Below are 22,809 nucleotides of genomic sequence, written 5' to 3'. Positions count from 1 at the left end.
ACGTGAGCGCCGTACCCGTACCCCAGCCCCGGGCCGCCCGCGCGGCCGTCCCCTCCGGCGGTCGGCGGAGCCTCGCCCTCGCCCTGCTCCTCGGTGCCCTCGGGGCCACCGTCGTACTGCTCTCCGCCGGCCAGATCTGGGCCGAGGGCACCGCGTCGGTCGCCGGGGGCACCGTCGCCGTCGAGGCCGACGGCGGCACCGTCACCGGCGTGCCGACCGCCCTCGCGATCGTCGGCCTCGCCGCCCTCGTCGCCGTCTTCGCCGTGCGCCGCGCCGGCCGCACCCTCGTCGCCGGGCTCCTCGCCCTCAGCGGCGCGGGCGCCGCCCTCGCGGCCTTCCTCGGCGCCTCCGACAGCGCCGCCCTCGACGCCGAGGCCGCCCGGATCAGCGGCGACACCGCCGCCGCCGTCGCCGGCCTCACCCACACGGCCTGGCCGTACGTGGCCGCCGCCGGCGCCCTGCTCATCCTCCTCGCCGGCCTCTTCGCCCTCCGCTACGGCAAGAGCTGGCCCGCGATGGGCGGCCGCTACGAGCGCTCCGGAGCGCCCCGCCCGGCGCGCCGCCCCGCCGCCGGCGACCCCGACCGGCCCGAGGACCTGTGGAAGGCGCTCGACCGCGGCGAGGACCCGACGCACGACGCGTGATCGTCCGGGACCCCCCGAGTCACCTCCGCGGGGTCATGTGCGGAAGAATGAGGCCGTCATCACCTGACGGCCGTCGTCTTCGACGTCACCACCGAGCAACATCTACGAGGAGCAACTCATGGCGGGCAGCGCCCACGGACACACCCCGGCCGCCTGGACCGGTGTCATCATCTCCTTCATCGGCTTCTGCATCGCCGGAGTCTTCATGGTGGCGGCGAACGTGGCCGGCTTCTGGGCCGGCATCGGCGTCATCCTCCTCGGCGGTGTCGTCGGCGGCGCGATGAAGATCGCCGGCCTCGGCATGCCGAAGGACTCCCAGGCCGTCGTCGCGGCCCGCGAGACCGCGAGCGCCGCGGCCCGCGCCCGCGCCTGACCCCGGTCGGGTCGTCCGGATCCTGAGGTCCGCCGCGTGACGCGCGCGGACCCGAGAACCACTCGAACGGCGCAGTCCGGCACGTCCGGACTGCGCCGTCGTGCGTCCCGGTGCGCCCCGGGCGACAATCGCGGCGTGACCGCCGAGCCGACGCCGCAGACCGCCCCGCCCGCACCGCCCCGTCCCCCGGGCCTCCGGGAGGCCGAGGAGTTCCGCCGCCGCCCCCTCGGACGCCGGCTGCTCGCCCCGCTCGCCACCCTCGCCGGAACCGGCGCCGCCTTCGCGTACGTCGCCGCCGTCGACCCCAACGAACCCGGCCACTACCCCGTCTGCCCGCTGCTCCGCTTCACCGGCCTGTACTGCCCCGGCTGCGGCGGCCTGCGCAGCGCCCACGCCGTCGCCCACGGCGACCTCGCGACCGCCCTCGGTGCCAACGCCCTCGCCGTCGCCGGCTACGCCGTCTGCGCGGTCCTCATGGCGGTGTGGCTGGTCCACGCCGTCCGCGGCACGCCGACCCGGGTCGCCCCGAAGCCGGCCTGGTGGTGGGCGATCGGCGCGCTGACCGCCCTGTTCACGGTGGTCAGGAACCTTCCGTCCGGCTCGGGACTGGCACCCTAGAAGTCCCAGCAGTTGGGACGCCGCGCCGCTCGATGCGGACCGGAAGGCCACCTGCGGATACCATCGACATGGCTGAACCGTGTTCATCAGGTTCCCGTGGAACCGTCACCGTCCCGGAAGGGGGCCTCTCGCGTGAGTGTGCTCGACGAGATCATCGAAGGCGTGCGCGCCGACCTCGCAGAGCGGCAGGCGCGGGTCTCCCTCGACGAGCTCAAGGAACGGGCCGCCAAGGCCCCGCAGGCCAAGGACGGGGTCGCCGCACTGCGCGGCGACGGCGTCACGGTGATCTGCGAGGTCAAGCGGTCGAGCCCGTCCAAGGGAGCCCTCGCGGCCATCGCCGACCCGGCCGGCCTCGCCGCCGACTACGAGGCGGGCGGCGCCGCCGTCATCTCCGTCCTCACCGAGCAGCGCCGCTTCGGCGGCTCGCTCGCCGACCTGGAGGCCGTGCGCGCCCGGGTCGACATCCCGGTCCTGCGCAAGGACTTCATCGTCACCGCCTACCAGCTCTGGGAGGCCCGGGCGTACGGAGCGGATCTCGCGCTCCTCATCGTCGCCGCCCTGGAGCAGGAGGCCCTCGTCTCCCTCATCGAGCGCGCCGAGTCCATCGGGCTCACCCCGCTCGTCGAGGTCCACGACGAGGAGGAGGTGGAGCGCGCGGTCGACGCCGGCGCCCGGATCATCGGCGTCAACGCCCGCAACCTCAAGACCCTCCAGGTCGACCGCTCCACCTTCGAGCGCGTCGCCCCTGAGATCCCGGCCGGCATCGTCAAGGTCGCCGAGTCCGGCGTCCGCGGCCCGCACGACCTGATCGCGTACGCCAACGCCGGCGCCGACGCGGTCCTGGTCGGCGAGTCCCTGGTCACCGGCCGCGACCCGAAGACCGCCGTCGCCGACCTGGTCGCCGCCGGCGCCCACCCGGCCCTGCGGCACGGCCGGAGCTGACCCCGCCGTGACCCCTCGCCGCGCCGTGCCGACCGCCCCGGGCTCCGCAGCCCAGGGGCCCGTCGGCCTGCGCGCGGTCGCCGTCGCGGCCCACGCCCGCCTGGCCCGGGGCTGCCGGCCCCGGGGCTGCCGGGCGCCCGCCCGCCGTGTCCACGGCCGCCGGGTCCGCCACTGCATCGGCTCCGAGCCGGGCACGGTCCCGGGCATGCGATGGCGCGCCCGTCCTACGCGCGCGTACCTCTGACGGAGCCCCGGCGGGCTGCGCCCGCGCCGCCGTTTCGTCGTGGGCGGTCGTTCCGCTGGGGCGGAACGGGTGGGCACGACGGAACGGCACCGTCGGCGGGTGCCTCCGCCTCCGCGCCTGAACCCGCACCGGTACGGCCTCGTACCTAAGGTGCGGGTCCAGGCCCGGAAAGCCTTGGCCCGGCAGGGGTGCCGTCGCCGTCCCTGTGCCCACCCGTCTCGCCCTGCGGGACGCCTGCCCACAGGGCCGTCGGCCACGCCGCGCGCGTACGAAGCGAGTCACGTCCTTTCACGACCGCATCGCCCCGCGAGGAGCAGCATCCGTATGACCAGCGAGTTCTTCATCCCGGACCCGGAGGGCCAGGTCCCGTCTGCCGAGGGCTACTTCGGCGACTTCGGCGGCAAGTTCATCCCCGAGGCCCTCGTCGCCGCCGTCGACGAGGTCGCCGTCGAGTACGAGAAGGCCAAGAACGACCCCGAGTTCGCCCGCGAGCTCGGCGACCTCATGGCCAACTACACCGGCCGCCCCAGCGCCCTCACCGAGGTGCCCCGCTTCGCCGAGCACGCCGGCGGCGCCCGGATCTTCCTCAAGCGCGAGGACCTGAACCACACCGGCTCGCACAAGATCAACAACGTGCTCGGCCAGGCCCTGCTCACCAAGCGCATGGGCAAGACCCGGGTCATCGCCGAGACCGGCGCCGGCCAGCACGGCGTCGCCACCGCCACCGCCTGCGCCCTCTTCGGCCTCGAATGCACCATCTACATGGGCGAGGTCGACACCCGGCGCCAGGCCCTCAACGTGGCCCGGATGCGGATGCTCGGCGCCGAGGTCATCGCCGTGACGTCCGGCAGCCGCACCCTCAAGGACGCCATCAACGAGGCCTTCCGCGACTGGGTCGCCAACGTCGACCGGACGCACTACCTCTTCGGCACGGTCGCCGGACCGCACCCCTTCCCCGCGATGGTCCGCGACTTCCACCGGGTCATCGGCGTCGAGGCCCGCCGCCAGCTCCTGGAGCGGGCCGGCCGCCTCCCCGACGCGGCGATCGCCTGCGTCGGCGGCGGCTCCAACGCCATCGGCCTCTTCCACGCCTTCCTGCCCGACACCGGCGTCCGGCTCATCGGCTGCGAGCCGGCCGGCCACGGCGTCGAGACCGGCGAGCACGCGGCCACCCTCACCGCCGGCGAGCCCGGCATCCTGCACGGCTCCCGGTCGTACGTCCTCCAGGACGACGAGGGCCAGATCACCGAGCCGTACTCGATCTCGGCGGGCCTCGACTACCCCGGCATCGGCCCGGAGCACTCGTACCTCAAGGACAGCGGCCGCGGCGAGTACCGGGCCGTCACCGACGACGCCGCCATGCAGGCGCTCCGTCTGCTCTCCCGCACCGAGGGCATCATCCCGGCCATCGAGTCGGCGCACGCGCTCGCCGGGGCGCTTGAGGTCGGCAGGGAGCTCGGCGAGGACGCGCTCCTCGTCGTGAACCTCTCCGGCCGCGGCGACAAGGACATGGACACGGCCGCCCGCTACTTCGGCCTGTACGACGGGGAGGGGTCGAAGTGACGACGACCGGGAACATCCAGCTGCTCGCCGACACCCTGGAGCGGGCGAAGGCCGAGGACCGGGCCGCGCTCATCGCCTACCTCCCGGCCGGCTTCCCGACCGTGGACGGCGGCATCAAGGCGGTCAGGGCCGCCTTCGACGGCGGCGCCGACATCGTCGAGGTCGGCCTCCCGCACAGCGACCCGGTCCTGGACGGCCCCGTCATCCAGACCGCCGACGACATCGCCCTGCGCGGTGGCGTCCGGATCGCCGACGTCATGCGCACAGTGAAGGAGGCCCACGAGGCCACCGGCAAGCCGGTCCTCGTCATGACCTACTGGAACCCGATCGACCGGTACGGCGTCGAGCGCTTCGTCCGGGAGCTGGCCGAGGCCGGCGGCGCCGGCTGCATCCTGCCCGACCTGCCGGTCCAGGAGTCCGAGCTCTGGCGGAAGCACGCCGACGAGCACGGTCTCGCCACCGTCTTCGTCGTCGCCCCCAGCAGCAGGGACGAGCGGCTCGCCACCATCACGGCGGCCGGTTCCGGCTTCGTCTACGCCGCCTCCCTGATGGGCGTCACCGGCACCCGCGCCTCGGTCGGCGAGCAGGCCGCCGACCTGGTCCGCCGCACCCGGGTCACCGCGAAGATCCCGGTCTGCGTCGGCCTCGGCGTCTCGAACGCGGCCCAGGCCCGCGAGGTCGCCGCCTTCGCCGACGGGGTGATCGTCGGCTCGGCCTTCGTCCAGCGGATCCTCGACGCCGACGGCGACGAGGCCGCCGGACTCGCCGCCGTAAAGGAACTGGCGGCCGAACTGGCGGCGGGCGTGCGCCGTGACTGATCGCCCGGCGTAGTCCGTTCGGGTGGACATGGGACCGGGGAGGCGCGGACGCGCCTCCCCGGTTCGTTGCTGTGGGCGTGAGCGAGAAGAACCGTGACGGTAGCAACAAGAGCGCGCGGGAGCGCCTTCAACAGCAGCGCGAGCGCGAGAAGGCCCGCGAGAAGCAGCGGCGGGTCCTGATCGTGACGGCGGGAGTGGTCGGCGTCCTCGGCCTCGCCGCCGTCGTCGGCGTGATCGCCGCGAGCGGAGACAAGGACTCCGGGTCCGACAAGGCCGGTCCGGTCGTCGCCCCCGCCGGCGCGATCGAGGGCGACAAGCCGGCCATCCCCACCGGGAAGGCGGACGCCCCCTCCACCCTCCAGATCTGGGAGGACTTCCGCTGCCCGGCCTGCGCCCAGTTCGAGAACGTCATGCGGGACTCCATCCACGAGCTGGAGGCATCCGGAGCGCTCAAGGCCGAGTACCACCTGGCCACCCTCATCGACGGCAACATGGGCGGCAGCGGTTCGCTCCGGGCGGCGAACGCGGCGGCCTGCGCCCAGGACGCCGGCAAGTTCACCCCGTACCACGACACGCTCTACACCAACCAGCCGCAGGAGACCGACGACGCCTTCGGGAACAACGCCAAGCTGATCGAGCTGGCCGCCAAGGTCCCCGGCCTCGACACCCCGTCGTTCCGCTCCTGCGTGCAGGACGGCACCCACGACAGCTGGGTCGAGAAGTCCAACGAGGCGTTCCAGAACGGCGGTTTCCGCGGCACCCCGTCGGTCCTGCTCAACGGAGAATCGATCTTCCCGACCAAGGGCGGCGAGCAGATCTCGCCGGAGAACCTGAAGAAGTGGGTCGCCGAGGCCAACAAGGGCAAGAAGCCCGGCACGGCCTCCCCCTCGGCGGGCTAGCCGGGCGGAAGGTTACCCAGAAGTTGCCGGGCGGGCTGCCGGTCCGCCCGTCCGGCAGGGTAGCGTCGGACCTGCCATGGACCTTGCCTACATTCCCAGCCCGTCGACCGGTGTCATCCACCTCGGACCGGTCCCGCTGCGCGGCTATGCCTTCTGCATCATCCTCGGTGTCTTCGTCGCCGTCTGGCTCGGCAACAAGCGCTGGATCGCCCGGGGCGGCACCGCCGGCACCGTGGCCGACATCGCCGTCTGGGCGGTGCCCTTCGGCCTCGTCGGCGGACGCCTCTACCACGTGATCACCGACTACCAGCTGTACTTCAGCGAGGGTGAGAACTGGGTCGACGCCTTCAAGATCTGGGAGGGCGGCCTCGGCATCTGGGGCGCCATCGCCTTCGGCGCCGTCGGCGCCTGGATCGGCTGCCGCCGCCGGGGCATCCCGCTGCCCGCGTACGCGGACGCCATCGCGCCCGGCATCGCCCTGGCGCAGGCCGTCGGCCGCTGGGGCAACTGGTTCAACCAGGAGCTGTACGGCAAGCCGACCGACCTGCCGTGGGCGCTGAAGATCACCGAGAGCGCCAACCGCGAGGCAGGGCTCTACCACCCGACCTTCCTCTACGAGTCGCTGTGGTGCGTCGGCGTCGCCCTCCTCGTCATCTGGGCCGACCGCCGCTTCGAGCTCGGCCACGGCCGCGCCTTCGCCCTGTACGTGGCCGCCTACTGCGCCGGCCGCGGCTGGATCGAGTACATGCGCGTCGACGAGGCCCACCACATCCTGGGCCTGCGGCTGAACGTGTGGACCGCGATCGTCGTCTTCCTGCTGGCCGTCGTCTACATGGTCGTCTCGGCGCGGGTCCGCCCGGGCCGAGAGGAGACCGTGGAGCCGCGCTCGCGCAGGCCGGTGGAGACGGAGAAGACGGAGAAGACGGACGACTCCGGGGAGGCCGAGGACGCGGACACCGCGAAGGCCGACGCGGACGGCGGCCCGGACGACTCCGAGGCCCCCGCCGCCTCCGACGACGTGGAGAAGAACGGGGCCGGGAACGGCGCCGGGTCGGCCGCCAAGGGCTGACGCCCCTTCCGCACGGACGACACGAGGGCCGCCGGGACCGAACGGGTCCCGGCGGCCCTCGCGCGTGCCCGGGCGAGGATCAGCCGACGCGCTCCGCGAGGGCGAGGACCCGGTGGGCGCCCGCCACCACCGCGGCGTCCACGAACCGGCCGTCCGCCAGGGCCAGCGCGCCCCGGTCGGTCTCGGCCGCCGCCACCACCGCGCGGGCCGCGTCGACCTCCTGCGGGGTCGGCAGGTAGGCCCGCTCGATGACCGGCAGCTGCCGGGGGTGGATGGCCGCCCGGCCGAGGAAACCGAGCGCCCGGCCCCGGGCGCAGCCGGCGGCGAGCGCGGCGAGGTCCCCGATGTCCGGGTGGACCGACTGCACCGGCGGCGGCAGCTTCGCGGCGCGGGCGGCGACCACGATCCGGCTGCGCGGCCAGTCGAGCCCGCCGTCCTCCCGCACCCCCAGGTCGGCGCGGAGGTCGGCCTCGCCGAGGGAGAGGCCGCGGACCGCCGGATGGGCGGTGGCGATGGCGTACGCCTGCTCCACGGCCAGCGCGTTCTCCAGGAGCGGGTAGAGCGGCAGGCCGGGCGCGAGCTCGCTGATCCGGTGGATGTCGGCGGCGTGTGTCACCTTGGGGACACGGAGACCGCCGAGGCCGGGGAGGGAGGCCAGGACGGGGATGTCGCGCGGGGTGTGGATGCGGACGTGCACCGGGACCGGGTGGGCGTCGGAGAGCAGGTCGACGGTGGCGTCGAGGGCGTACGCCTTGCGGTCCGGGGCGACCGCGTCCTCCAGGTCGACGATGACGACGTCGGCGCCGGAGCCGAGCGCCTTGCCGACCACGTCGGGGCGGTCGCCGGGGGCGTACAGCCAGGTGAGGGGGAGACGGCCGCGCCGCCCGCCGTTCACGGTGCCCGGGGCGCTCATACCGCCCCCTGGGCGCGCAGGGCGCTGATCTCGGCCGGGGCGAAGCCGGCCGCCGTCAGGACCTCGTCGGTGTCGGCGCCGTGCGGGCGGCCGGCCCAGCGGATCCCGCCGGGGGTCCCGGAGAGCCGGAAGAGGACGTTCTGCATGCGGATCGGGCCCAGCTCCGGGTCCGGCACCTCGGTGACCGTGCCGAGCGCCCGGTACTGGGGGTCTTCGAGGACGTCCCGGACGTCGTAGACCGGGGCGATCGCCGCCTCCGCCTTCTCGAAGGCGGCCATGGCCTCGTCGCGGGTGCGGCGGGCGATCCAGGTGCCGACCGCCTCGTCGAGTTCGTCGGCGTGCGCGGCCCGGCCCGTGCCGTCGGCGAACCACGGCTCGTCGATCAGCTCGGGGCGGCCGACCAGGCGCAGCACCCGCTCGGCGATGGACTGCGCCGAGGTGGAGACGGCCACCCAGGAGCCGTCGGAGGTCCGGTAGGTGTTGCGGGGGGCGTTGTTGCGGGAGCGGTTGCCGGTGCGCGGCTGGACGTAGCCGAGCTGGTCGTACCAGAGGGGGTGGGGGCCGATGACGGAGAGCATCGGTTCGATGATGGCCATGTCGACGACCTGGCCCTCGCCGGTCGTCGTCCTGGCGGTGAGCGCGGTCATCACCGCGTACGCGGTGGCGAGGGCGGCGATCGAGTCGGCGAGGCCGAAGGGGGGCAGGGTCGGGGGGCCGTCCGGTTCGCCGGTGATCGCGGCGAAGCCGCTCATGGCCTCGGCGAGGGTGCCGAAGCCGGGGCGGTGGGCGTACGGGCCGAACTGCCCGAAGCCGGTGACCCGGGCCAGTACGAGGCGGGGGTTGACCGCGGACAGCTCCTCCCAGCCCAGGCCCCAGCGTTCCAGGGTGCCGGGGCGGAAGTTCTCCACGATCACGTCGGCGTCGGCGGCCAGCCGGAGCAGGGCGTCCCGGCCGCCGGGGGCGGAGAGGTCGAGGGTGACGGTCCGCTTGTTGCGGCCCAGGACCTTCCACCACAGGCCGACCCCGTCCTTGGCGGGGCCGTGGCCCCGGGACGGGTCCGGTTTGCGGGGGTGCTCGACCTTGACGACGTCGGCGCCGAAGTCGCCGAGCATCATGGCGGCCAGCGGCCCGGCGAAGAGCGTCGCCAGGTCGAGGACGCGCAGTCCGTGGAGGGGCGGGAGCTTCTCGGACGGGGGCGGGGTGGTCATGCGGGACCGGCCTCCAGGGTCTCGGGGGTGCCGAGGGCCGCGTCGATCTCGGTGCGGTACGGCATCGAGGTCGACGCGCCCTCGCGCCGGACGGACAGCGAGGCGGCCGTGCCGGCCCAGGTCAGCGCCTCGGGCACGGGGCGGCCCTCGCCGAGGGCGACCGCGAGGGCGCCGACGAAGGTGTCGCCGGCCGCGGTGGTGTCCACGGCCCGCACCCGGGGGGCGGGCACGGTGAGCAGCTCCGCGCCGCGCGCCGCGTAGAGACAGCCGGCCGCGCCGAGGGTGACGACGACCTCGGGGACGACTTCGAGGAGGGCGAGCGCGGCGGCGTGCGGGTCGGCGCGGCCGGTGAGCGCGGTGGCCTCGTGCTCGTTGGGCACCAGCAGGTCGGTGACGTCGAAGAGTTCGGGCGGCAGCGGCTGGACGGGGGCCGGGGTGAGGACGGTCTTCACCCCGCGCCGGCGGGCGTGCGCGGCGCCGTCGACGACGACGGAGAGGGGGAGTTCGAGCTGGAGGAGGAGCAGGTCGGCGGTGTCGATCAGGGCTTCGTCGCCGTGGCTGAGGGAGGTGACGGTGCCGTTGGCGCCGGGCACCACGACGATGGCGTTGCCGCCCTCGTCGTCCACGACGATGTGGGCGGTGCCCGAGGGGCCCTCGACGGTGCGGAGCAGGTCGGTGTCGACGGAGCAGTGCTCCAGGGTGTCGCGGAGCCGGTATCCGAAGTCGTCGGAGCCGACCGCGCCGATCATGGCGACCTCGCCGCCCGCGCGGGCGGCGGCGACCGCCTGGTTGGCGCCCTTGCCGCCGGGGATCGTGCGGAACGAGCGGCCGGTGACCGTCTCGCCGCGTGCCGGGGCCTTCGCCACGTAGGCCACGAGGTCCATGTTGGTGCTCCCGAGCACCACGATGCTGGTCATGGGCGTACTGCCTCCAGGTGGGTCAGATCGGCGAGGGCGTCGAAGCCGATGCCGTCGAAGGACGGCACCGAGGTCGCGAGCCGGTTCTTCAGGGGGGAGGTCCAGCGGGCGGGGAGCCGGTCCGGGTGCCCGGCGAGGAGGCCGGCCACGGAGCCGGCGGTGGCGCCGTTGGAGTCGGTGTCCCAGCCGCCGGAGACGGCCGCGCAGACCGAGCGGGTGAAGTCGCCGTCGGCGTGGGTGAGGGCGGCGGCGAGCAGCGCGGTGTTCGGCACGGCATGGACCCAGTGGTACCCGCCGTACCGGGCGTGCAGCCGGTCCACGAGGGTGTCGAGGTCCGGGGTGGCGCGGGCGGCGGCGATGCCGTACCGGACGGCTTCGGCGAGCCGGGAGCGGGGCGGGACGACGGAGAGGCCGGCGGCCAGCGCCCGGTGGACGTCGGCGGTGCCGCTCGCGGCGGCGGCCACCGTGGCGGCGACGAACATCGCGCCGTGGACGCCGCTGCCGGTGTGGCTGAGGACGGCGTCCCGGTGGACCTGGGCGGCGGCCGCGGCCGGGTCCCCGGGGTGGGTCCAGCCGTGCGCGTCGGCCCGGATCTGGGCGCCGATCCACTCCCGGAAGGGGTTGCGGTGGAGGGCGGTCAGCGGCGGCTCGATGCCGTCGAGGAGGTTGCGGTAGGCGATCCGCTCGGCGGTGAAGGCACGGCCGGCGGGGAGTTCGTCCAGCCAGAGCCGGGCCACGTCGGCGGTGGTGAAGGAGCGGCCGTGGCGGCGGAGGAGGAGCAGGGCGAGGAGGGGGTAGTTGAGGTCGTCGTCCTCGGGCATCCCGTCGATGGTCTCGGCGAGCGAGGTGGCGGCGGAGCGGCGGTTCCAGGGATGGGCCGCGAGCAGCTCCGGCGGCACTCCGCGGGCGGTGAACCAGTCGTCGAGCGGCCAGTTCCCGGCCGCCCGGGCGAGCGCCCGGATCGCGTCGAGCGGCAGCTTCTCGACGGGCTTGCCGAGCAGGCACCCGGCGGCGCGCCCGAGCCAGGCGGCGTGCAGACGGTCGCGGAGGGCGGGGTCGTGGGCCGCTCCGCCGGGCGGCGGGGCGGGGAAGTCGGGGCAGGCGGCGACGATCGCGTCGAGCGCGGTGGGCTCGGCGTCGGCGAGGGGGGAGGGGAGGGCGGCGAGCTCGTCGAGCAGTTCCCCGGCGAGCGCCCTGAGTCCGGGCCCGGCGGCGGGGGAGGCGCCGGCCGTGGCCGGCGCGGGGTGCCCGCCGGCCGCGAACCAGCGGTCGGCGATCTTCCCGGCCTCCCGTCCGTCCTCGGCGGCCTGCCGCAGCTCGTGCCCGACGAGGTCCTCGGGCTGCACCCAGGTGAGCCGCACGGAGGCGGCGCCGGGGGCCGGAGCGGCGGGCGTCACCGGGAGGCGTCCGTCAGGGCGGCGCGGGCGGACTCGTGGGCCCGGCGGCGGGCGGTGTCGCGGGCGAAGACCTCGTGGGCCACGGCGGCGAGGGCCGTCGCCGGGGCGTGCAGGTCGAGGCGGCTGGCCTCCGCGACCCGCTTCGCCCATTCGGCGGGGACCGCCGCCTCGCCGTGCAGGGCGCCGGCGACCGCGCCCGCCATGGTGGCGATGGAGTCGCAGTCGCGCCCGTAGTTGACCGCGCCGAGGACCGTACGGCGGTAGTCGCCCTCGCCGACCAGGAGCATGCCGAGCGCGATCGGCAGCTCCTCGATGGAGTGGAGGCGGGAGGGACGGCGGGCGTCCAGGCCCGGGTTGCGGTAGTCGGGGCCGACGGAGTCGTACGGCGCGACCGCCTTGCGCAGCGGCACCAGGGCGGACTCGAAGTCGCGGTGCCGGACGGCGACTTCGGCGACCGCCTCGATCGCGGCGCGGGTGCCGTCCTTCGCGAGGGAGAGGACGGTGTCGACGACCGTGCGCGGGGTGGCGCCGGGGACGCAGGCCGCCGCGACCGCCGCCGCGAAGACGCCCGCGGCCTCGCGGCCGTACGAGGACTGGTGGGCGCCCGCGATGTCGAGGGCCTCGGCGTAGGCGCCGTGCGGGTCGGCGGCGTTCACCAGGCCGACCGGGGCCATGTACATCGCGGCGCCGCAGTTGACGATGTTCCCGGCGCCGGCCTCGCGCGGGTCGTTGTGCCCGTAGTGGAGGCGGGCGACCAGCCACTTCTCGGCGAGGAAGACGCGCTGGAGGGGGAGGGCCTCCGCCTCCAGCTCGGGGATCCACACGGGCGTGCCCATGAGTTCGGGGACGAGGTGGTCGGCGACCGCGTACGCGTCGAGGTGGTCGCGGACCGTCGCGTACACCCGGATCAGCGCGTGGGTCATCAGGGTGTCGTCGGTGACGTGCCCGTCGCCCTTGTGGTACGGGGCGATGGGGCGGGCGGTGCGCCAGGAGTCGCCGTTCCAGGGGCCGACGACGCCGGTGACCCTGCCTCCGTGGCGTTCGGCGATCTGCTCGGGGGTGTACCCCTCCACGGGGCCGCCGAGGGCGTCGCCCACGGCGGCACCGAGGAGACTTCCGGTGATCCGGTCATCCAGAGTGGGTGTCATGTCTGAATTGTCCACCTGGGGGCGCCGGTTCCGTGGCTCCCAGGAGCCCGGCGAGTTCCACCAGGTCGGTACCGGCGAGGCGGGGGAGCGCGCAGCCCGAGAGCGTCCGGCAGGCGTCCCGCCAGCTGGCCGGCACCGAACGGCCGCCGCCCAGGGCGCCGGTGAGCGCCCCGGCCAGGGCGGGCGCGGAGTCCGCGACCCGGGACAGGCAGGCCGCGGCCGGGACCGCGGCGGTCATCGCGCCGCGCGCGGCGACGGTCAGGGCGAGCGCCACGGGGACGGTCTCGGCGGCGGCGATGCCGTAGCTGTACACGTGGTCGACGATCTGGTGCTCCAGGAGGGGGACCAGATCGAAGGCGGAGTCGGCGGTGCGGGCCAGCTTCACGGCGTGGCGGGCGTTGCGGCCGATCTCGGTGGCGGACGGGAGTTCGGCCAGCGCGGCCTCGACGGCGGTGTCCGGGTCCGCGCCGCCGAGCGCCGCCGCGACGGCCGCGGCGGTGGCGCGGGCGCCGTGCACGCCGTCGCCGTCCTGGGTGTACCGGGCGTCGAACTCGGCGAGTTCGGCGGCGGCACGGGGGTCGCCGGGGTGGACGACCGCGAGGACGGCGGCCCGGACGCAGGCGGCGTCGTCGAAGTAGTGCGGGTTGTCGTGGCCGGTGGCGGGCGGGCGCAGGCCGGTCGCGAGGTTGCCGAGGCCGGCGCGGACGGAGATGCGGGCGCGGAGGGGGAGGACGGCGGACTCGATCTCGGGGGCGCGGTCGGCGGCGGCTGCGACCTGGCCCGCGAGGTGGTTCCAGGCGAGGTCCACGGCGGCGCGGAGCCGGCGCTCGCGGGGGAGGGCGGCGAAGAGGGGGCCGTCGGCGGCCAGGACCGCCTCCGCCGTGAAGGCCGCCCACTCGGCGTCGTCGGAGGGGCCGAGGCGGAGGGGCTCCGGGGGCTGGTTCAGGGCGATCGGGACGGGGAGGGTGGTCGTGGCGTTCTGTTCCGCGAAGGTGTCGAGCTCGCGGGTGAGGCGGCGGGTCCACTCGGGCATCCGGGCGGCGCGGTGGCGTGCGGCGGGCCAGCCGGCGGCGTCGCCCGCGGCGAGGCCCAGGAGGAGGCCCTCGGTCTTCTCGCGGTCCGCCCTGCGCGTCGGCGCGGACCGCGGGGCCCCCTGGGGCGCGCCCCAGGCCCCTGTGGCGTGCGGCGCGGGTGCCTCTACGGGGGTGCCGGGTGCCGGGGGAGGGTCCAGGGGGGCGAGGCTCTGCGCGTCGGTGCCCGGCATCGGGGGCTGTGCCCACCCGTTCCGCCCTGCGGAACGGGTGCCCACAGCCGGTGCGGAACGGGTGTCGGCGGCCGGGGGCGCCGGCTCGGTGGTGGTGAGGTCGGCGCTCATCGGGGGTCCTCTTCGGTCAGGAGGTCGGCCACGTCGAGGACGTGGTAGCCGCGCATGGAGGGCAGGCAGCTGCCGGTGACGGGGGCGATGGCCGTCGCCCAGGGTTCGGGGATCGCGCGGACCCCGCCCGCCGCGCCGGCCAGCGCGCCGGCGACCGCGGCCGTCGTGTCGGCGTCGCGGCCCATGTTCACGGCCGTCAGGACCGCCGTGCGGAAGTCGCCGCGGGCCGCCGCGAAGGCGCCGAAGGCGAGGCCGACCGCTTCGGGGGCGAGGTCGGTCCAGGGGTAGCCGCCGATGACGACCGCCGAGCGGACCTGGCGCTCACGGGTGAGCGGGTCCGGCTGGACGCGCTGCGCGGCGACCACCGCGCGGCGCAGGGAGCGGGCCGTCCAGGAGTCCATGGGGATCACCGAGAGGGCCGCCGCGATCACGGAGGTGACGGTCGCGCCGGACATCGCCGCCGCGACGCCCGCGGCCACCGCCTGTCCGCCGTAGATGCCCTCCCCCTCGTGGCTGACGCTGCCGTCGATGGCGACGAGCCGGGCCGCCTCCTCCGGCCGGCCGGCCGCGAAGACGCCGAAGGGGGCCGCCCGCATGGCGAGTCCGTCCGACCACGCGTGCCGGTGCTGGGCGGAGATGGGGGCGGCCAGGCCGCGCCGGAGGTTCTCCAGGGTGCCGCGCTCGGAGAAGCCGGCGCCGCGGAAGGGGCCCTCGTCGAGGTCGGCGATCCAGTGGTGCCAGGCCCGTTCGACGTGGGCGACGGTGAGGGCCGAGCCGTGCCGGGCCAGCAGCAGCGCGGAGAAGATCGCGTACTCGGTGTCGTCCGTGCCGGCCGGACGGTCCGTCAGGAAGCCCTCGATCCGGCCCCACCGGCGGCGGATCTCGGACGGTTTCATGTTCTCGGCGGGGGCGCCCAGCGCGTCGCCGACGGCGAGGCCGAGCAGCGCCCCTCTCGCCCGTTCCCGGGTGTCGCATGTCGTGGTCACCATCTCCGCGCGCCCTTCCCTCGGTGCGGGGCACCTCTTCGGCGGTACCCCCTCGCCTGGATCTGTGCCACGACGGGCCGACGACTCCCCGGTGGGCGGCTTCTGTCACCCGTCTGTCATCCGTCCGGCAGTACGGAGAGCCCTGGTGAGCGGGCGTCAGGCAAGGCTTCCCACACTGAGGCGGGCCTTACTAAGTACGGCCTGCCTTGCTGGCGCGCCCCTTACATCGGGCGTATTTTCGAGGGTGTTGGGGGCGGCGGGTGCGACCCGGCCCGCCGGAACGAGGGGAGAACCATGTCCATCATCGAGGCCCAGGCACCACTGCACGAGGCCCACCGCGACAACCACACCCACCGCGACGTGAACGGCGGTTGGCTGCGGCCCGCCGTCTTCGGCGCGATGGACGGACTCGTCTCCAACCTCGCCCTGATGACCGGTGTCGCGGGCGGCGCGGTCTCCTCGGGGACCATCGTCGTCACCGGCCTCGCCGGACTCGCGGCCGGCGCCTTCTCCATGGCGGCCGGCGAGTACACCTCCGTCGCCTCGCAGCGCGAGCTGGTCCAGGCGGAACTGGACGTGGAGCGCCGCCAGTTGCGCAAGCACCCGATCGACGAGATGGAGGAGCTGGCCGCCCTGTACGTCTCCCGGGGCGTCGAGCCCGCGCTCGCCCGCGAGGTCGCCATGCAGCTGTCGAAGGACCCCGAGCAGGCGCTGGAGATCCACGCCCGCGAGGAGCTGGGCATCGACCCCGACGACCTGCCGTCGCCGGTCGTCGCCGCCGTCTCGTCCTTCGGCTCCTTCGCGCTCGGCGCGCTGCTGCCCCTGCTGCCGTACCTGCTGGGCGCGACGTCGCTCTGGCCGGCCGTGCTCCTCGCGCTCGTCGGGCTCTTCGCCTGCGGCGCGCTGGTGGCCCGGGTGACCGCCCGCGGCTGGCTGTTCAGCGGTCTGCGCCAGCTGGTGCTCGGCGGTGCCGCCGCGGCCGTCACGTACGGGCTCGGCATGCTCATCGGTGCCGCCGTGTGACCACCGGGACCCGGCCCCACCTGGCCTGATCCCGCTGCGTGACGGTCGCGACGGAATCCGTACCACCGCAGAAGCCCGAGAGGCCCCCGCAAGGGGCCTTTCGGGCTTTTCGGGGTGACATAACGGGATGGAAGACGCATCCTCGCTGTGACGAATATCCCTGACCGGAAGGCGCGCAGCGGTGAGACACTATGCAGGACGCCACATATGTAGCCGGTTACCCGGCGGTTTCGAACCCGTGACCACCGGGAAAGAGGCTGAAGCGTCGTTGGGCAACGAAGCCCTCCCCCGACGGACCGGTACGGTTCCGTCCCCCGCGGAGCAGTCACGGTGCCGTCACTGCGCCCGCACCCAGAGAGAACAGGTGAACGCGCACCACCGCTCCGTGTCGGAGGTGTCCGCATGCTGGAACGAGCTATCCGCTAGGCGAGAAGCACTCCATCATGTAACCTGCACGAAATTTCGCGGAGGGCCAACGTCGTCCCTCGGCAGCTCCATATGCCACGACGACGACGGGAGAGCCGATGCGTTCCGACGCCTGGTCGCCCATGGACGGTCGCCCCGCCCCCCAGGGCATGTACGACCCCCGTAACGAGCACGACGCCTGCGGTGTCGGGTTCGTGGCCACCCTCACCGGTGTGGCCAGCCACGCGCTGGTCGAGCAGGCGCTGACCGTACTGCGCAACCTCGAACACCGCGGTGCCACCGGCTCCGAGCCGGACTCCGGCGACGGCGCCGGCATCCTGTTCCAGGTCCCGGACGCCTTCTTCCGCGAGGTCACCGACTTCGCGCTGCCCGAGGCCGGCGCGTACGCGGTGGGCACCGCGTTCCTCCCCGTCGACACCGCCGACGAGAGTGCCGCCGCGATCGAGGCCATCGCCGCCGACGAGGGCCTCACCGTCCTCGGCTGGCGCGAGGTCCCCGTCGCCCCCGCCCTGCTCGGCGCCACCGCCCGCTCCACCATGCCGGTCTTCCGCCAGCTCTTCGTCGCCGGCGGCGACAGCACCGGCATCGCGCTGGACCGCAAGGCGTTCGTGCTGCGCAAGCGCGCCGAGCGCGAGGCCGCGACGTACTTCCCGTCGCTCTCCGCCCGCACCATCGTCTACAAGGGCATGCTGACCACCGGCCAGCTGGAGCCCTTCTTCCCGGACCTGTCGGACCGGCGCCTGGCCTCCGCCATCGCCCTCGTCCACTCCCGGTTCTCCACCAACACCTTCCCGAGCTGGCCGCTCGCCCACCCGTACCGCTTCGTCGCCCACAACGGCGAGATCAACACGGTCAAGGGCAACCGCAACTGGATGACCGCCCGCGAGGCCCAGCTCGCCACCGACGTCTTCGGCGAGAGCCGCGACGGCAAGGGCCTCGACCGGATCTTCCCGATCTGCACGCCGGACGCCTCCGACACGGCCTCCTTCGACGAGGTCCTGGAGCTGCTCCACCTCGGCGGCCGCTCGCTGCCCCACTCGGTCCTGATGATGGTCCCCGAGGCGTGGGAGAACCACGACTCCATGGACCCGGCGCGGCACGCCTTCTACCAGTACCACTCCACGATGATGGAGCCCTGGGACGGCCCGGCCTGCGTCACCTTCACCGACGGCGTCCAGGTCGGCGCGGTCCTCGACCGCAACGGCCTGCGCCCCGGCCGCTACTGGGTCACCGACGAGGGCCTCGTCGTCCTCTCCTCCGAGGTCGGCGTCCTCGACATCGACCCCGCCAGGGTCGTCCGCAAGGGCCGCCTCCAGCCCGGCAAGATGTTCCTCGTCGACACCGCCGAGCACCGCATCATCGAGGACGACGAGATCAAGGCCGGCCTCGCCGCCGAGCAGCCCTACGCCGAGTGGCTGGAGACCGGGGAGATCGAGCTCTCCGACCTCCCCGAGCGCGAGCACATCGTGCACACCCACGCCTCGGTCACCCGCCGCCAGCAGACCTTCGGCTACACCGAGGAAGAGCTCCGCGTCATCCTCGCCCCGATGGCCCGCAGCGGTCTGGAGCCGATCGGCTCCATGGGCACCGACTCGCCGATCGCGGCCCTCTCCGCGCGCCCCCGGCTGCTCTTCGACTACTTCACCCAGCTGTTCGCGCAGGTCACCAACCCGCCGCTGGACGCCATCCGCGAAGAGCTCGTCACCTCGCTGCGCTCCTCCCTCGGTCCCCAGGGCAACCTGCTCGACCCGAACGCGGCCTCCTGCCGCTCGGTCACCCTGCCCTTCCCGGTGATCGACAACGACGAGCTGGCCAAGCTCATCCACATCAACCACGACGGCGACATGCCGGGCATGAAGGCCGCCACGCTCTCCGGCCTCTACCGGGTCTCCGGCGGCGGCGAGGCCCTCGCCGCCCGCATCGACGCCATCTGCGCCGAGGCCGACGCGGCGATCGAGGGCGGCGCCCGCCTGATCGTCCTCTCCGACCGGCACTCCGACGCCGAGCACGCGCCGATCCCGTCGCTGCTGCTCACCGCGGCCGTCCACCACCACCTCATCCGCACCAAGCAGCGCACCATGGTGGGCCTGCTGGTCGAGGCCGGCGACGTCCGCGAGGTCCACCACGTCGCCCTGCTCATCGGCTACGGCGCCGCGGCGGTCAACCCGTACCTCGCCATGGAGTCCGTCGAGGACCTGCTCCGCGCCGGCACCTTCCTCAGCGACGTCGAGCCCGAGCAGGCCATCCGCAACCTGATCTACGCCCTCGGCAAGGGCGTCCTCAAGGTCATGTCGAAGATGGGCATCTCCACCGTCGCCTCCTACCGCGGCGCCCAGGTCTTCGAGGCCGTCGGCCTCGACGAGCAGTTCGTCGCCCGGTACTTCAACGGCACCGCCACCAAGATCGGTGGCGCCGGCCTGGACGTCGTCGCCCAGGAGGTCGCCGCCCGCCACGCCAAGGCGTACCCGGCCACCGGCATCGCCTCCGCGCACCGCGCGCTGGACATCGGCGGCGAGTACCAGTGGCGCCGCGAGGGCGAGCCGCACCTCTTCGACCCGGAGACCGTCTTCCGCCTCCAGCACGCCACGCGGAACAAGCGGTACGACATCTTCAAGAAGTACACGGACCGGGTGAACGAGCAGTCCGAGCGCCTGATGACGCTCCGCGGCCTGTTCGGCTTCACCTCCGACCGCCCGTCGATCCCCGTCGACGAGGTCGAGCCGGTCTCCGAGATCGTCAAGCGCTTCTCCACCGGCGCCATGTCGTACGGCTCCATCTCCCAGGAGGCGCACGAGACCCTCGCCATCGCCATGAACCAGCTCGGCGGCAAGTCGAACACCGGTGAGGGCGGCGAGGACCCGGACCGCCTGTACGACCCGGCGCGCCGCTCCGCGATCAAGCAGGTCGCCTCCGGCCGCTTCGGCGTCACCTCCGAGTACCTGGTCAACGCCGACGACATCCAGATCAAGATGGCCCAGGGCGCCAAGCCCGGCGAGGGCGGCCAGCTGCCCGGCCACAAGGTCTACCCGTGGGTCGCCAGGACGCGTCACTCGACGCCCGGCGTCGGCCTCATCTCGCCGCCGCCGCACCACGACATCTACTCCATCGAGGACCTGGCCCAGCTGATCCACGACCTCAAGAACGCCAACCCGGCGGCCCGCATCCACGTGAAGCTGGTCTCCGAGGTCGGCGTCGGCACGGTCGCCGCGGGCGTCTCCAAGGCCCACGCGGACGTCGTCCTCATCTCCGGCCACGACGGCGGCACCGGCGCCTCCCCGCTGACCTCGCTGAAGCACGCGGGCGGCCCCTGGGAGCTCGGCCTCGCCGAGACCCAGCAGACCCTGCTGCTCAACGGCCTGCGCGACCGGATCGTCGTCCAGACCGACGGCCAGCTGAAGACCGGCCGCGACGTCGTCATCGCCGCGCTGCTCGGCGCCGAGGAGTTCGGTTTCGCGACCGCGCCGCTCGTCGTCTCCGGCTGCGTCATGATGCGCGTCTGCCACCTCGACACCTGCCCGGTCGGCATCGCCACCCAGAACCCGGTCCTGCGGAGTCGCTTCTCCGGCAAGGCCGAGTACGTCGTCAACTTCTTCGAGTTCATCGCGCAGGAGGTCCGCGAGATCCTCGCCGAGCTGGGCTTCCGCACGATCGAGGAGGCCGTCGGCCACGCCGAGCTGCTCGACACCAGCCGCGCGGTCACCCACTGGAAGGCGCAGGGCCTGGACCTGGAGCCGCTCTTCCACGTGCCCGAGCTCGCCGAGGGCGCGGTCCGCCACGCCCTGATCGAGCAGGACCACGGCCTGGAGAAGGCCCTGGACAACGAGCTGATCCAGCTCGCCGCCGAGGCCCTGAACGCCGCCTCGGCCGAGCAGGCCCAGCCGGTCCGCGCCCAGGTCGCGATCCGCAACATCAACCGCACGGTCGGCACCATGCTCGGCCACGAGGTGACCAAGAAGTTCGGTGGCGCCGGCCTCCCGGCCGACACCATCGACCTCACCTTCACCGGCTCCGCCGGCCAGTCCTTCGGCGCCTTCCTGCCGGCCGGCGTCACCCTCCGCCTGGAGGGCGACGCCAACGACTTCGTCGGCAAGGGCCTCTCCGGCGGCCGCGTGATCGTCCGTCCCGACCGGGGCGCCGACCACCTGGCCGAGTACTCCACCATCGCGGGCAACACCATCGCGTACGGAGCCACCGGCGGCGAGCTGTTCCTGCGCGGCCGCACCGGCGAGCGCTTCTGCGTCCGCAACTCCGGCGCCCTGGTCGTCTCCGAGGGCGTGGGCGACCACGGCTGCGAGTACATGACCGGCGGCACGGCGGTCGTCCTCGGCGAGACCGGCCGCAACTTCGCGGCGGGCATGTCGGGCGGCGTCGCCTACGTCATCGACCTCGACCGGTCGAACGTCAACTCCGGCAACCACGGGGCGATCGAGACCCCGTCGGACGCCGACAAGGCGTGGCTGCACGACGTCGTGCGCCGCCACCAGGAGGAGACCGGCTCCACCGTGGCCGAGAAGCTCCTCGCCGACTGGGACGCGGCGGCGAGCCGCTTCAGCAAGATCATCCCGACCACGTACAAGGCAGTGCTCGCCGCCAAGGACGCCGCTGAGCTCGCCGGTCTCTCCGAGCAGGAGACCACCGAGAAGATGATGGAGGCGGCGACCCATGGCTGACCCGAAGGGCTTCCTCACCACCGGCCGCGAGGTCGCCGAGACCCGCCCCGTCGCGGAGCGCGTCCGCGACTGGAACGAGGTCTACGTCCCCGGCTCCCTGCTGCCGATCATCAGCAAGCAGGCCGGCCGCTGCATGGACTGCGGCATCCCGTTCTGCCACAACGGCTGCCCGCTCGGGAACCTGATCCCCGAGTGGAACGACTACGCCTACCGCGAGGACTGGTCGGCGGCGCAGGAGCGCCTGCACGCCACCAACAACTTCCCGGAGTTCACCGGCCGGCTGTGCCCGGCCCCCTGCGAGTCGGCATGCGTGCTCGGCATCAACCAGCCGGCCGTCACCATCAAGAACGTCGAAGTCTCCATCATCGACAAGGCGTGGGACGCCAACGACGTCAAGCCGCAGGTGCCCGAGCGCCTCTCCGGCAAGACCGTCGCCGTCATCGGCTCCGGCCCGGCCGGCCTCGCCGCCGCCCAGCAGCTGACCCGGGCCGGCCACACCGTGGTCGTGTACGAGCGCGCCGACCGCATCGGCGGCCTGCTGCGCTACGGCATCCCCGAGTTCAAGATGGAGAAGCGCCACATCAACCGCCGCATCGAGCAGATGCGCGCGGAGGGCACCAAGTTCCGCACCGGCGTCGAGGTCGGCCGCGACATCACCGCCACCGACCTGCGCAAGCGGTTCGACGCGGTCGTGGTCGCCGCCGGCGCCACCACCGCCCGCGACCTGCCCGTCCCGGGCCGCGAGCTGGCCGGCATCCACCAGGCGATGGAGTACCTGCCGCTCGCCAACAAGGTCGTCGAGGGCGACTTCGTGGCCGCCCCGATCACCGCCGAGGGCAAGCACGTCGTCGTCATCGGCGGCGGCGACACCGGCGCCGACTGCGTCGGCACCGCCCACCGCCAGGGCGCGGCCTCCGTCACCCAGCTGGAGATCATGCCGAAGCCGGGCGAGGAGCGCAGCGCCAACCAGCCCTGGCCGACCTTCCCCATGCTCTACAAGGTCACCTCCGCGCACGAGGAGGGCGGCGAGCGGGTCTACTCCGTCTCCACCACCCACTTCGAGGGCGACGAGGACGGCAACGTCCAGTTCCTCCACCTCATCGAGGTCGAGTTCGTCGACGGCAAGCTGACCCAGAAGCCGGGCACCGAGCGGAAGATCCCCGCCCAGCTGGTCACCCTCGCCATGGGCTTCACCGGCACGGACGTCGTCAACGGCCTGGTCTCCCAGTTCGGCGTCGAGCTGGACGAGCGCGGCAACATCGCCCGCGACGCGGAGTTCGCCACCAACGTCGACGGCGTCTACGTCGCCGGTGACGCGGGCCGCGGCCAGTCGCTCATCGTCTGGGCCATCGCCGAGGGCCGCTCCGCCGCCCGCGGCGTGGACCGCTACCTGACCGGAGCCAGCTCCCTGCCGGCCCCGATCCGCCCGACGGACCGCTCCCTGCTGGTCTGACCGGCCCCCGAACGTCCCGTACAACGACGTACGGAACTGAGCGCGGCGCTCGCCCACCGTCCCCGACCAAGGACACCCGGGCGGGCGCCGCGGCGCGTTCCCGGGCCTCCCGGGAGCGCGCGA

At 74.0% G+C, this 22,809-nt stretch carries 19 protein-coding genes; 12 read left to right on the top strand and 7 right to left on the bottom strand.

What is annotated here, in order from left to right:
- Nucleotides 1-2 precede the first annotated feature (2 nt).
- The 9 genes from ACF1ED_RS11790 (at nt 3) to lgt (ending at nt 7,170) form a co-directional block, all read left to right on the top strand.
- Complete coding sequence (locus ACF1ED_RS11790; RefSeq protein ID WP_391759161.1) at nt 3-644, top strand: TIGR02234 family membrane protein; 642 nt, start codon at nt 3-5, stop codon at nt 642-644.
- Between the two features lie 118 nt (nt 645-762).
- Nucleotides 763-1,017 (top strand): HGxxPAAW family protein, encoded by a 255-nt coding sequence (locus ACF1ED_RS11785; RefSeq protein ID WP_391759159.1) that lies wholly within the window; start codon nt 763-765, stop codon nt 1,015-1,017.
- A gap of 135 nt (nt 1,018-1,152) precedes the next feature.
- On the top strand, nt 1,153-1,635 hold the full coding sequence (locus tag ACF1ED_RS11780; protein ID WP_391759157.1) for a DUF2752 domain-containing protein: 483 nt from the start codon (nt 1,153-1,155) through the stop codon (nt 1,633-1,635).
- A 132-nt stretch (nt 1,636-1,767) separates the two neighbouring features.
- Nucleotides 1,768-2,577 carry an indole-3-glycerol phosphate synthase TrpC gene (gene trpC, locus ACF1ED_RS11775; RefSeq protein WP_360600479.1) on the top strand — a complete coding sequence of 270 codons (810 nt, stop codon included), beginning with the start codon at nt 1,768-1,770 and terminating at the stop codon, nt 2,575-2,577.
- Between the two features lie 67 nt (nt 2,578-2,644).
- Nucleotides 2,645-2,821, top strand: a complete 177-nt coding sequence (trpM, locus tag ACF1ED_RS11770) for a tryptophan biosynthesis modulator TrpM (RefSeq protein ID WP_391759759.1) — start codon at nt 2,645-2,647, stop codon at nt 2,819-2,821.
- Between the two features lie 324 nt (nt 2,822-3,145).
- The gene (trpB, locus tag ACF1ED_RS11765) at nt 3,146-4,384 is read left to right on the top strand and encodes a tryptophan synthase subunit beta (protein WP_391759155.1); all 1,239 of its coding nucleotides are present in this window, start codon (nt 3,146-3,148) and stop codon (nt 4,382-4,384) included.
- Nucleotides 4,381-5,202, top strand: a complete 822-nt coding sequence (trpA, locus tag ACF1ED_RS11760; RefSeq protein ID WP_391759153.1) for a tryptophan synthase subunit alpha — start codon at nt 4,381-4,383, stop codon at nt 5,200-5,202. Before trpB ends, trpA begins: the two co-directional genes overlap by 4 nt.
- 77 nt (nt 5,203-5,279) lie before the next feature.
- Complete coding sequence (locus tag ACF1ED_RS11755) at nt 5,280-6,101, top strand: DsbA family protein (protein WP_391759151.1); 822 nt, start codon at nt 5,280-5,282, stop codon at nt 6,099-6,101.
- A 76-nt stretch (nt 6,102-6,177) separates the two neighbouring features.
- Nucleotides 6,178-7,170, top strand: a complete 993-nt coding sequence (lgt, locus tag ACF1ED_RS11750) for a prolipoprotein diacylglyceryl transferase (protein WP_391759149.1) — start codon at nt 6,178-6,180, stop codon at nt 7,168-7,170.
- A gap of 79 nt (nt 7,171-7,249) precedes the next feature.
- Here lgt and ACF1ED_RS11745 read toward each other — a convergent pair whose 3' ends face one another.
- Genes ACF1ED_RS11745 through ACF1ED_RS11715 form a run of 7 tightly spaced genes read right to left on the bottom strand, consistent with a single transcriptional unit; the run spans nt 7,250 to nt 15,117 of the window.
- Nucleotides 7,250-8,083 carry an HpcH/HpaI aldolase/citrate lyase family protein gene (locus ACF1ED_RS11745; RefSeq protein WP_391759147.1) on the bottom strand — a complete coding sequence of 278 codons (834 nt, stop codon included), beginning with the start codon at nt 8,081-8,083 and terminating at the stop codon, nt 7,250-7,252.
- Nucleotides 8,080-9,291, bottom strand: coding sequence for a CaiB/BaiF CoA transferase family protein (locus tag ACF1ED_RS11740; protein ID WP_391759145.1), 1,212 nt, complete (start codon nt 9,289-9,291; stop codon nt 8,080-8,082). Before ACF1ED_RS11740 ends, ACF1ED_RS11745 begins: the two co-directional genes overlap by 4 nt.
- On the bottom strand, nt 9,288-10,208 hold the full coding sequence (rbsK, locus tag ACF1ED_RS11735) for a ribokinase (protein WP_391759143.1): 921 nt from the start codon (nt 10,206-10,208) through the stop codon (nt 9,288-9,290). The genes ACF1ED_RS11740 and rbsK overlap by 4 nt, the downstream gene beginning before the upstream one ends.
- On the bottom strand, nt 10,205-11,605 hold the full coding sequence (locus ACF1ED_RS11730) for an ADP-ribosylglycohydrolase family protein (RefSeq protein ID WP_391759141.1): 1,401 nt from the start codon (nt 11,603-11,605) through the stop codon (nt 10,205-10,207). Before ACF1ED_RS11730 ends, rbsK begins: the two co-directional genes overlap by 4 nt.
- Complete coding sequence (locus ACF1ED_RS11725; RefSeq protein ID WP_391759139.1) at nt 11,602-12,753, bottom strand: ADP-ribosylglycohydrolase family protein; 1,152 nt, start codon at nt 12,751-12,753, stop codon at nt 11,602-11,604. Before ACF1ED_RS11725 ends, ACF1ED_RS11730 begins: the two co-directional genes overlap by 4 nt.
- Entirely contained in the window at nt 12,734-14,128 is a 1,395-nt protein-coding gene (locus tag ACF1ED_RS11720) for an ADP-ribosylglycohydrolase family protein (protein WP_391759137.1), read from the bottom strand. Before ACF1ED_RS11720 ends, ACF1ED_RS11725 begins: the two co-directional genes overlap by 20 nt.
- A complete protein-coding gene (locus ACF1ED_RS11715) occupies nt 14,125-15,117 on the bottom strand; it encodes an ADP-ribosylglycohydrolase family protein (protein WP_391759135.1) in 993 nt (330 codons plus the stop codon). Before ACF1ED_RS11715 ends, ACF1ED_RS11720 begins: the two co-directional genes overlap by 4 nt.
- 291 nt (nt 15,118-15,408) lie before the next feature.
- Between ACF1ED_RS11715 and ACF1ED_RS11710 the strand changes: the two genes are divergently transcribed.
- The 3 genes from ACF1ED_RS11710 (at nt 15,409) to ACF1ED_RS11700 (ending at nt 22,686) form a co-directional block, all read left to right on the top strand.
- Nucleotides 15,409-16,137, top strand: a complete 729-nt coding sequence (locus ACF1ED_RS11710) for a VIT1/CCC1 transporter family protein (protein WP_391759133.1) — start codon at nt 15,409-15,411, stop codon at nt 16,135-16,137.
- A gap of 524 nt (nt 16,138-16,661) precedes the next feature.
- Nucleotides 16,662-21,233: a glutamate synthase large subunit gene (gene gltB / locus ACF1ED_RS11705; RefSeq protein WP_391759131.1), complete on the top strand. Its 4,572-nt coding sequence runs from the start codon at nt 16,662-16,664 to the stop codon at nt 21,231-21,233.
- Nucleotides 21,226-22,686, top strand: coding sequence for a glutamate synthase subunit beta (locus tag ACF1ED_RS11700; protein ID WP_391759129.1), 1,461 nt, complete (start codon nt 21,226-21,228; stop codon nt 22,684-22,686). The genes gltB and ACF1ED_RS11700 overlap by 8 nt, the downstream gene beginning before the upstream one ends.
- Nucleotides 22,687-22,809: the final 123 nt, after the last annotated feature.

Origin of the sequence: Streptomyces sp. NPDC014656, from assembly GCF_043084305.1 — a bacterium.
Lineage (GTDB): Bacteria > Actinomycetota > Actinomycetes > Streptomycetales > Streptomycetaceae > Streptomyces.
This window is presented reverse-complemented; position numbering and strand designations above follow the sequence as displayed.

Bases quoted from the DNA above. Each gene is read 5' to 3' on its own strand.
- trpB (WP_391759155.1), top strand. From the start codon at position 3,146: ATGACCAGCGAGTTCTTCATCCCGGACCCGGAGGGCCAGGTCCCGTCT.
- ACF1ED_RS11745 (WP_391759147.1), bottom strand. From the start codon at position 8,083: ATGAGCGCCCCGGGCACCGTGAACGGCGGGCGGCGCGGCCGTCTCCCC.
- lgt (WP_391759149.1), top strand. From the start codon at position 6,178: ATGGACCTTGCCTACATTCCCAGCCCGTCGACCGGTGTCATCCACCTC.
- gltB (WP_391759131.1), top strand. From the start codon at position 16,662: ATGCGTTCCGACGCCTGGTCGCCCATGGACGGTCGCCCCGCCCCCCAG.
- ACF1ED_RS11715 (WP_391759135.1), bottom strand. From the start codon at position 15,117: ATGGTGACCACGACATGCGACACCCGGGAACGGGCGAGAGGGGCGCTG.
- ACF1ED_RS11720 (WP_391759137.1), bottom strand. From the start codon at position 14,128: ATGAGCGCCGACCTCACCACCACCGAGCCGGCGCCCCCGGCCGCCGAC.
- ACF1ED_RS11710 (WP_391759133.1), top strand. From the start codon at position 15,409: ATGTCCATCATCGAGGCCCAGGCACCACTGCACGAGGCCCACCGCGAC.
- ACF1ED_RS11725 (WP_391759139.1), bottom strand. From the start codon at position 12,753: ATGACACCCACTCTGGATGACCGGATCACCGGAAGTCTCCTCGGTGCC.
- ACF1ED_RS11740 (WP_391759145.1), bottom strand. From the start codon at position 9,291: ATGACCACCCCGCCCCCGTCCGAGAAGCTCCCGCCCCTCCACGGACTG.
- ACF1ED_RS11785 (WP_391759159.1), top strand. From the start codon at position 763: ATGGCGGGCAGCGCCCACGGACACACCCCGGCCGCCTGGACCGGTGTC.
- rbsK (WP_391759143.1), bottom strand. From the start codon at position 10,208: ATGACCAGCATCGTGGTGCTCGGGAGCACCAACATGGACCTCGTGGCC.
- ACF1ED_RS11700 (WP_391759129.1), top strand. From the start codon at position 21,226: ATGGCTGACCCGAAGGGCTTCCTCACCACCGGCCGCGAGGTCGCCGAG.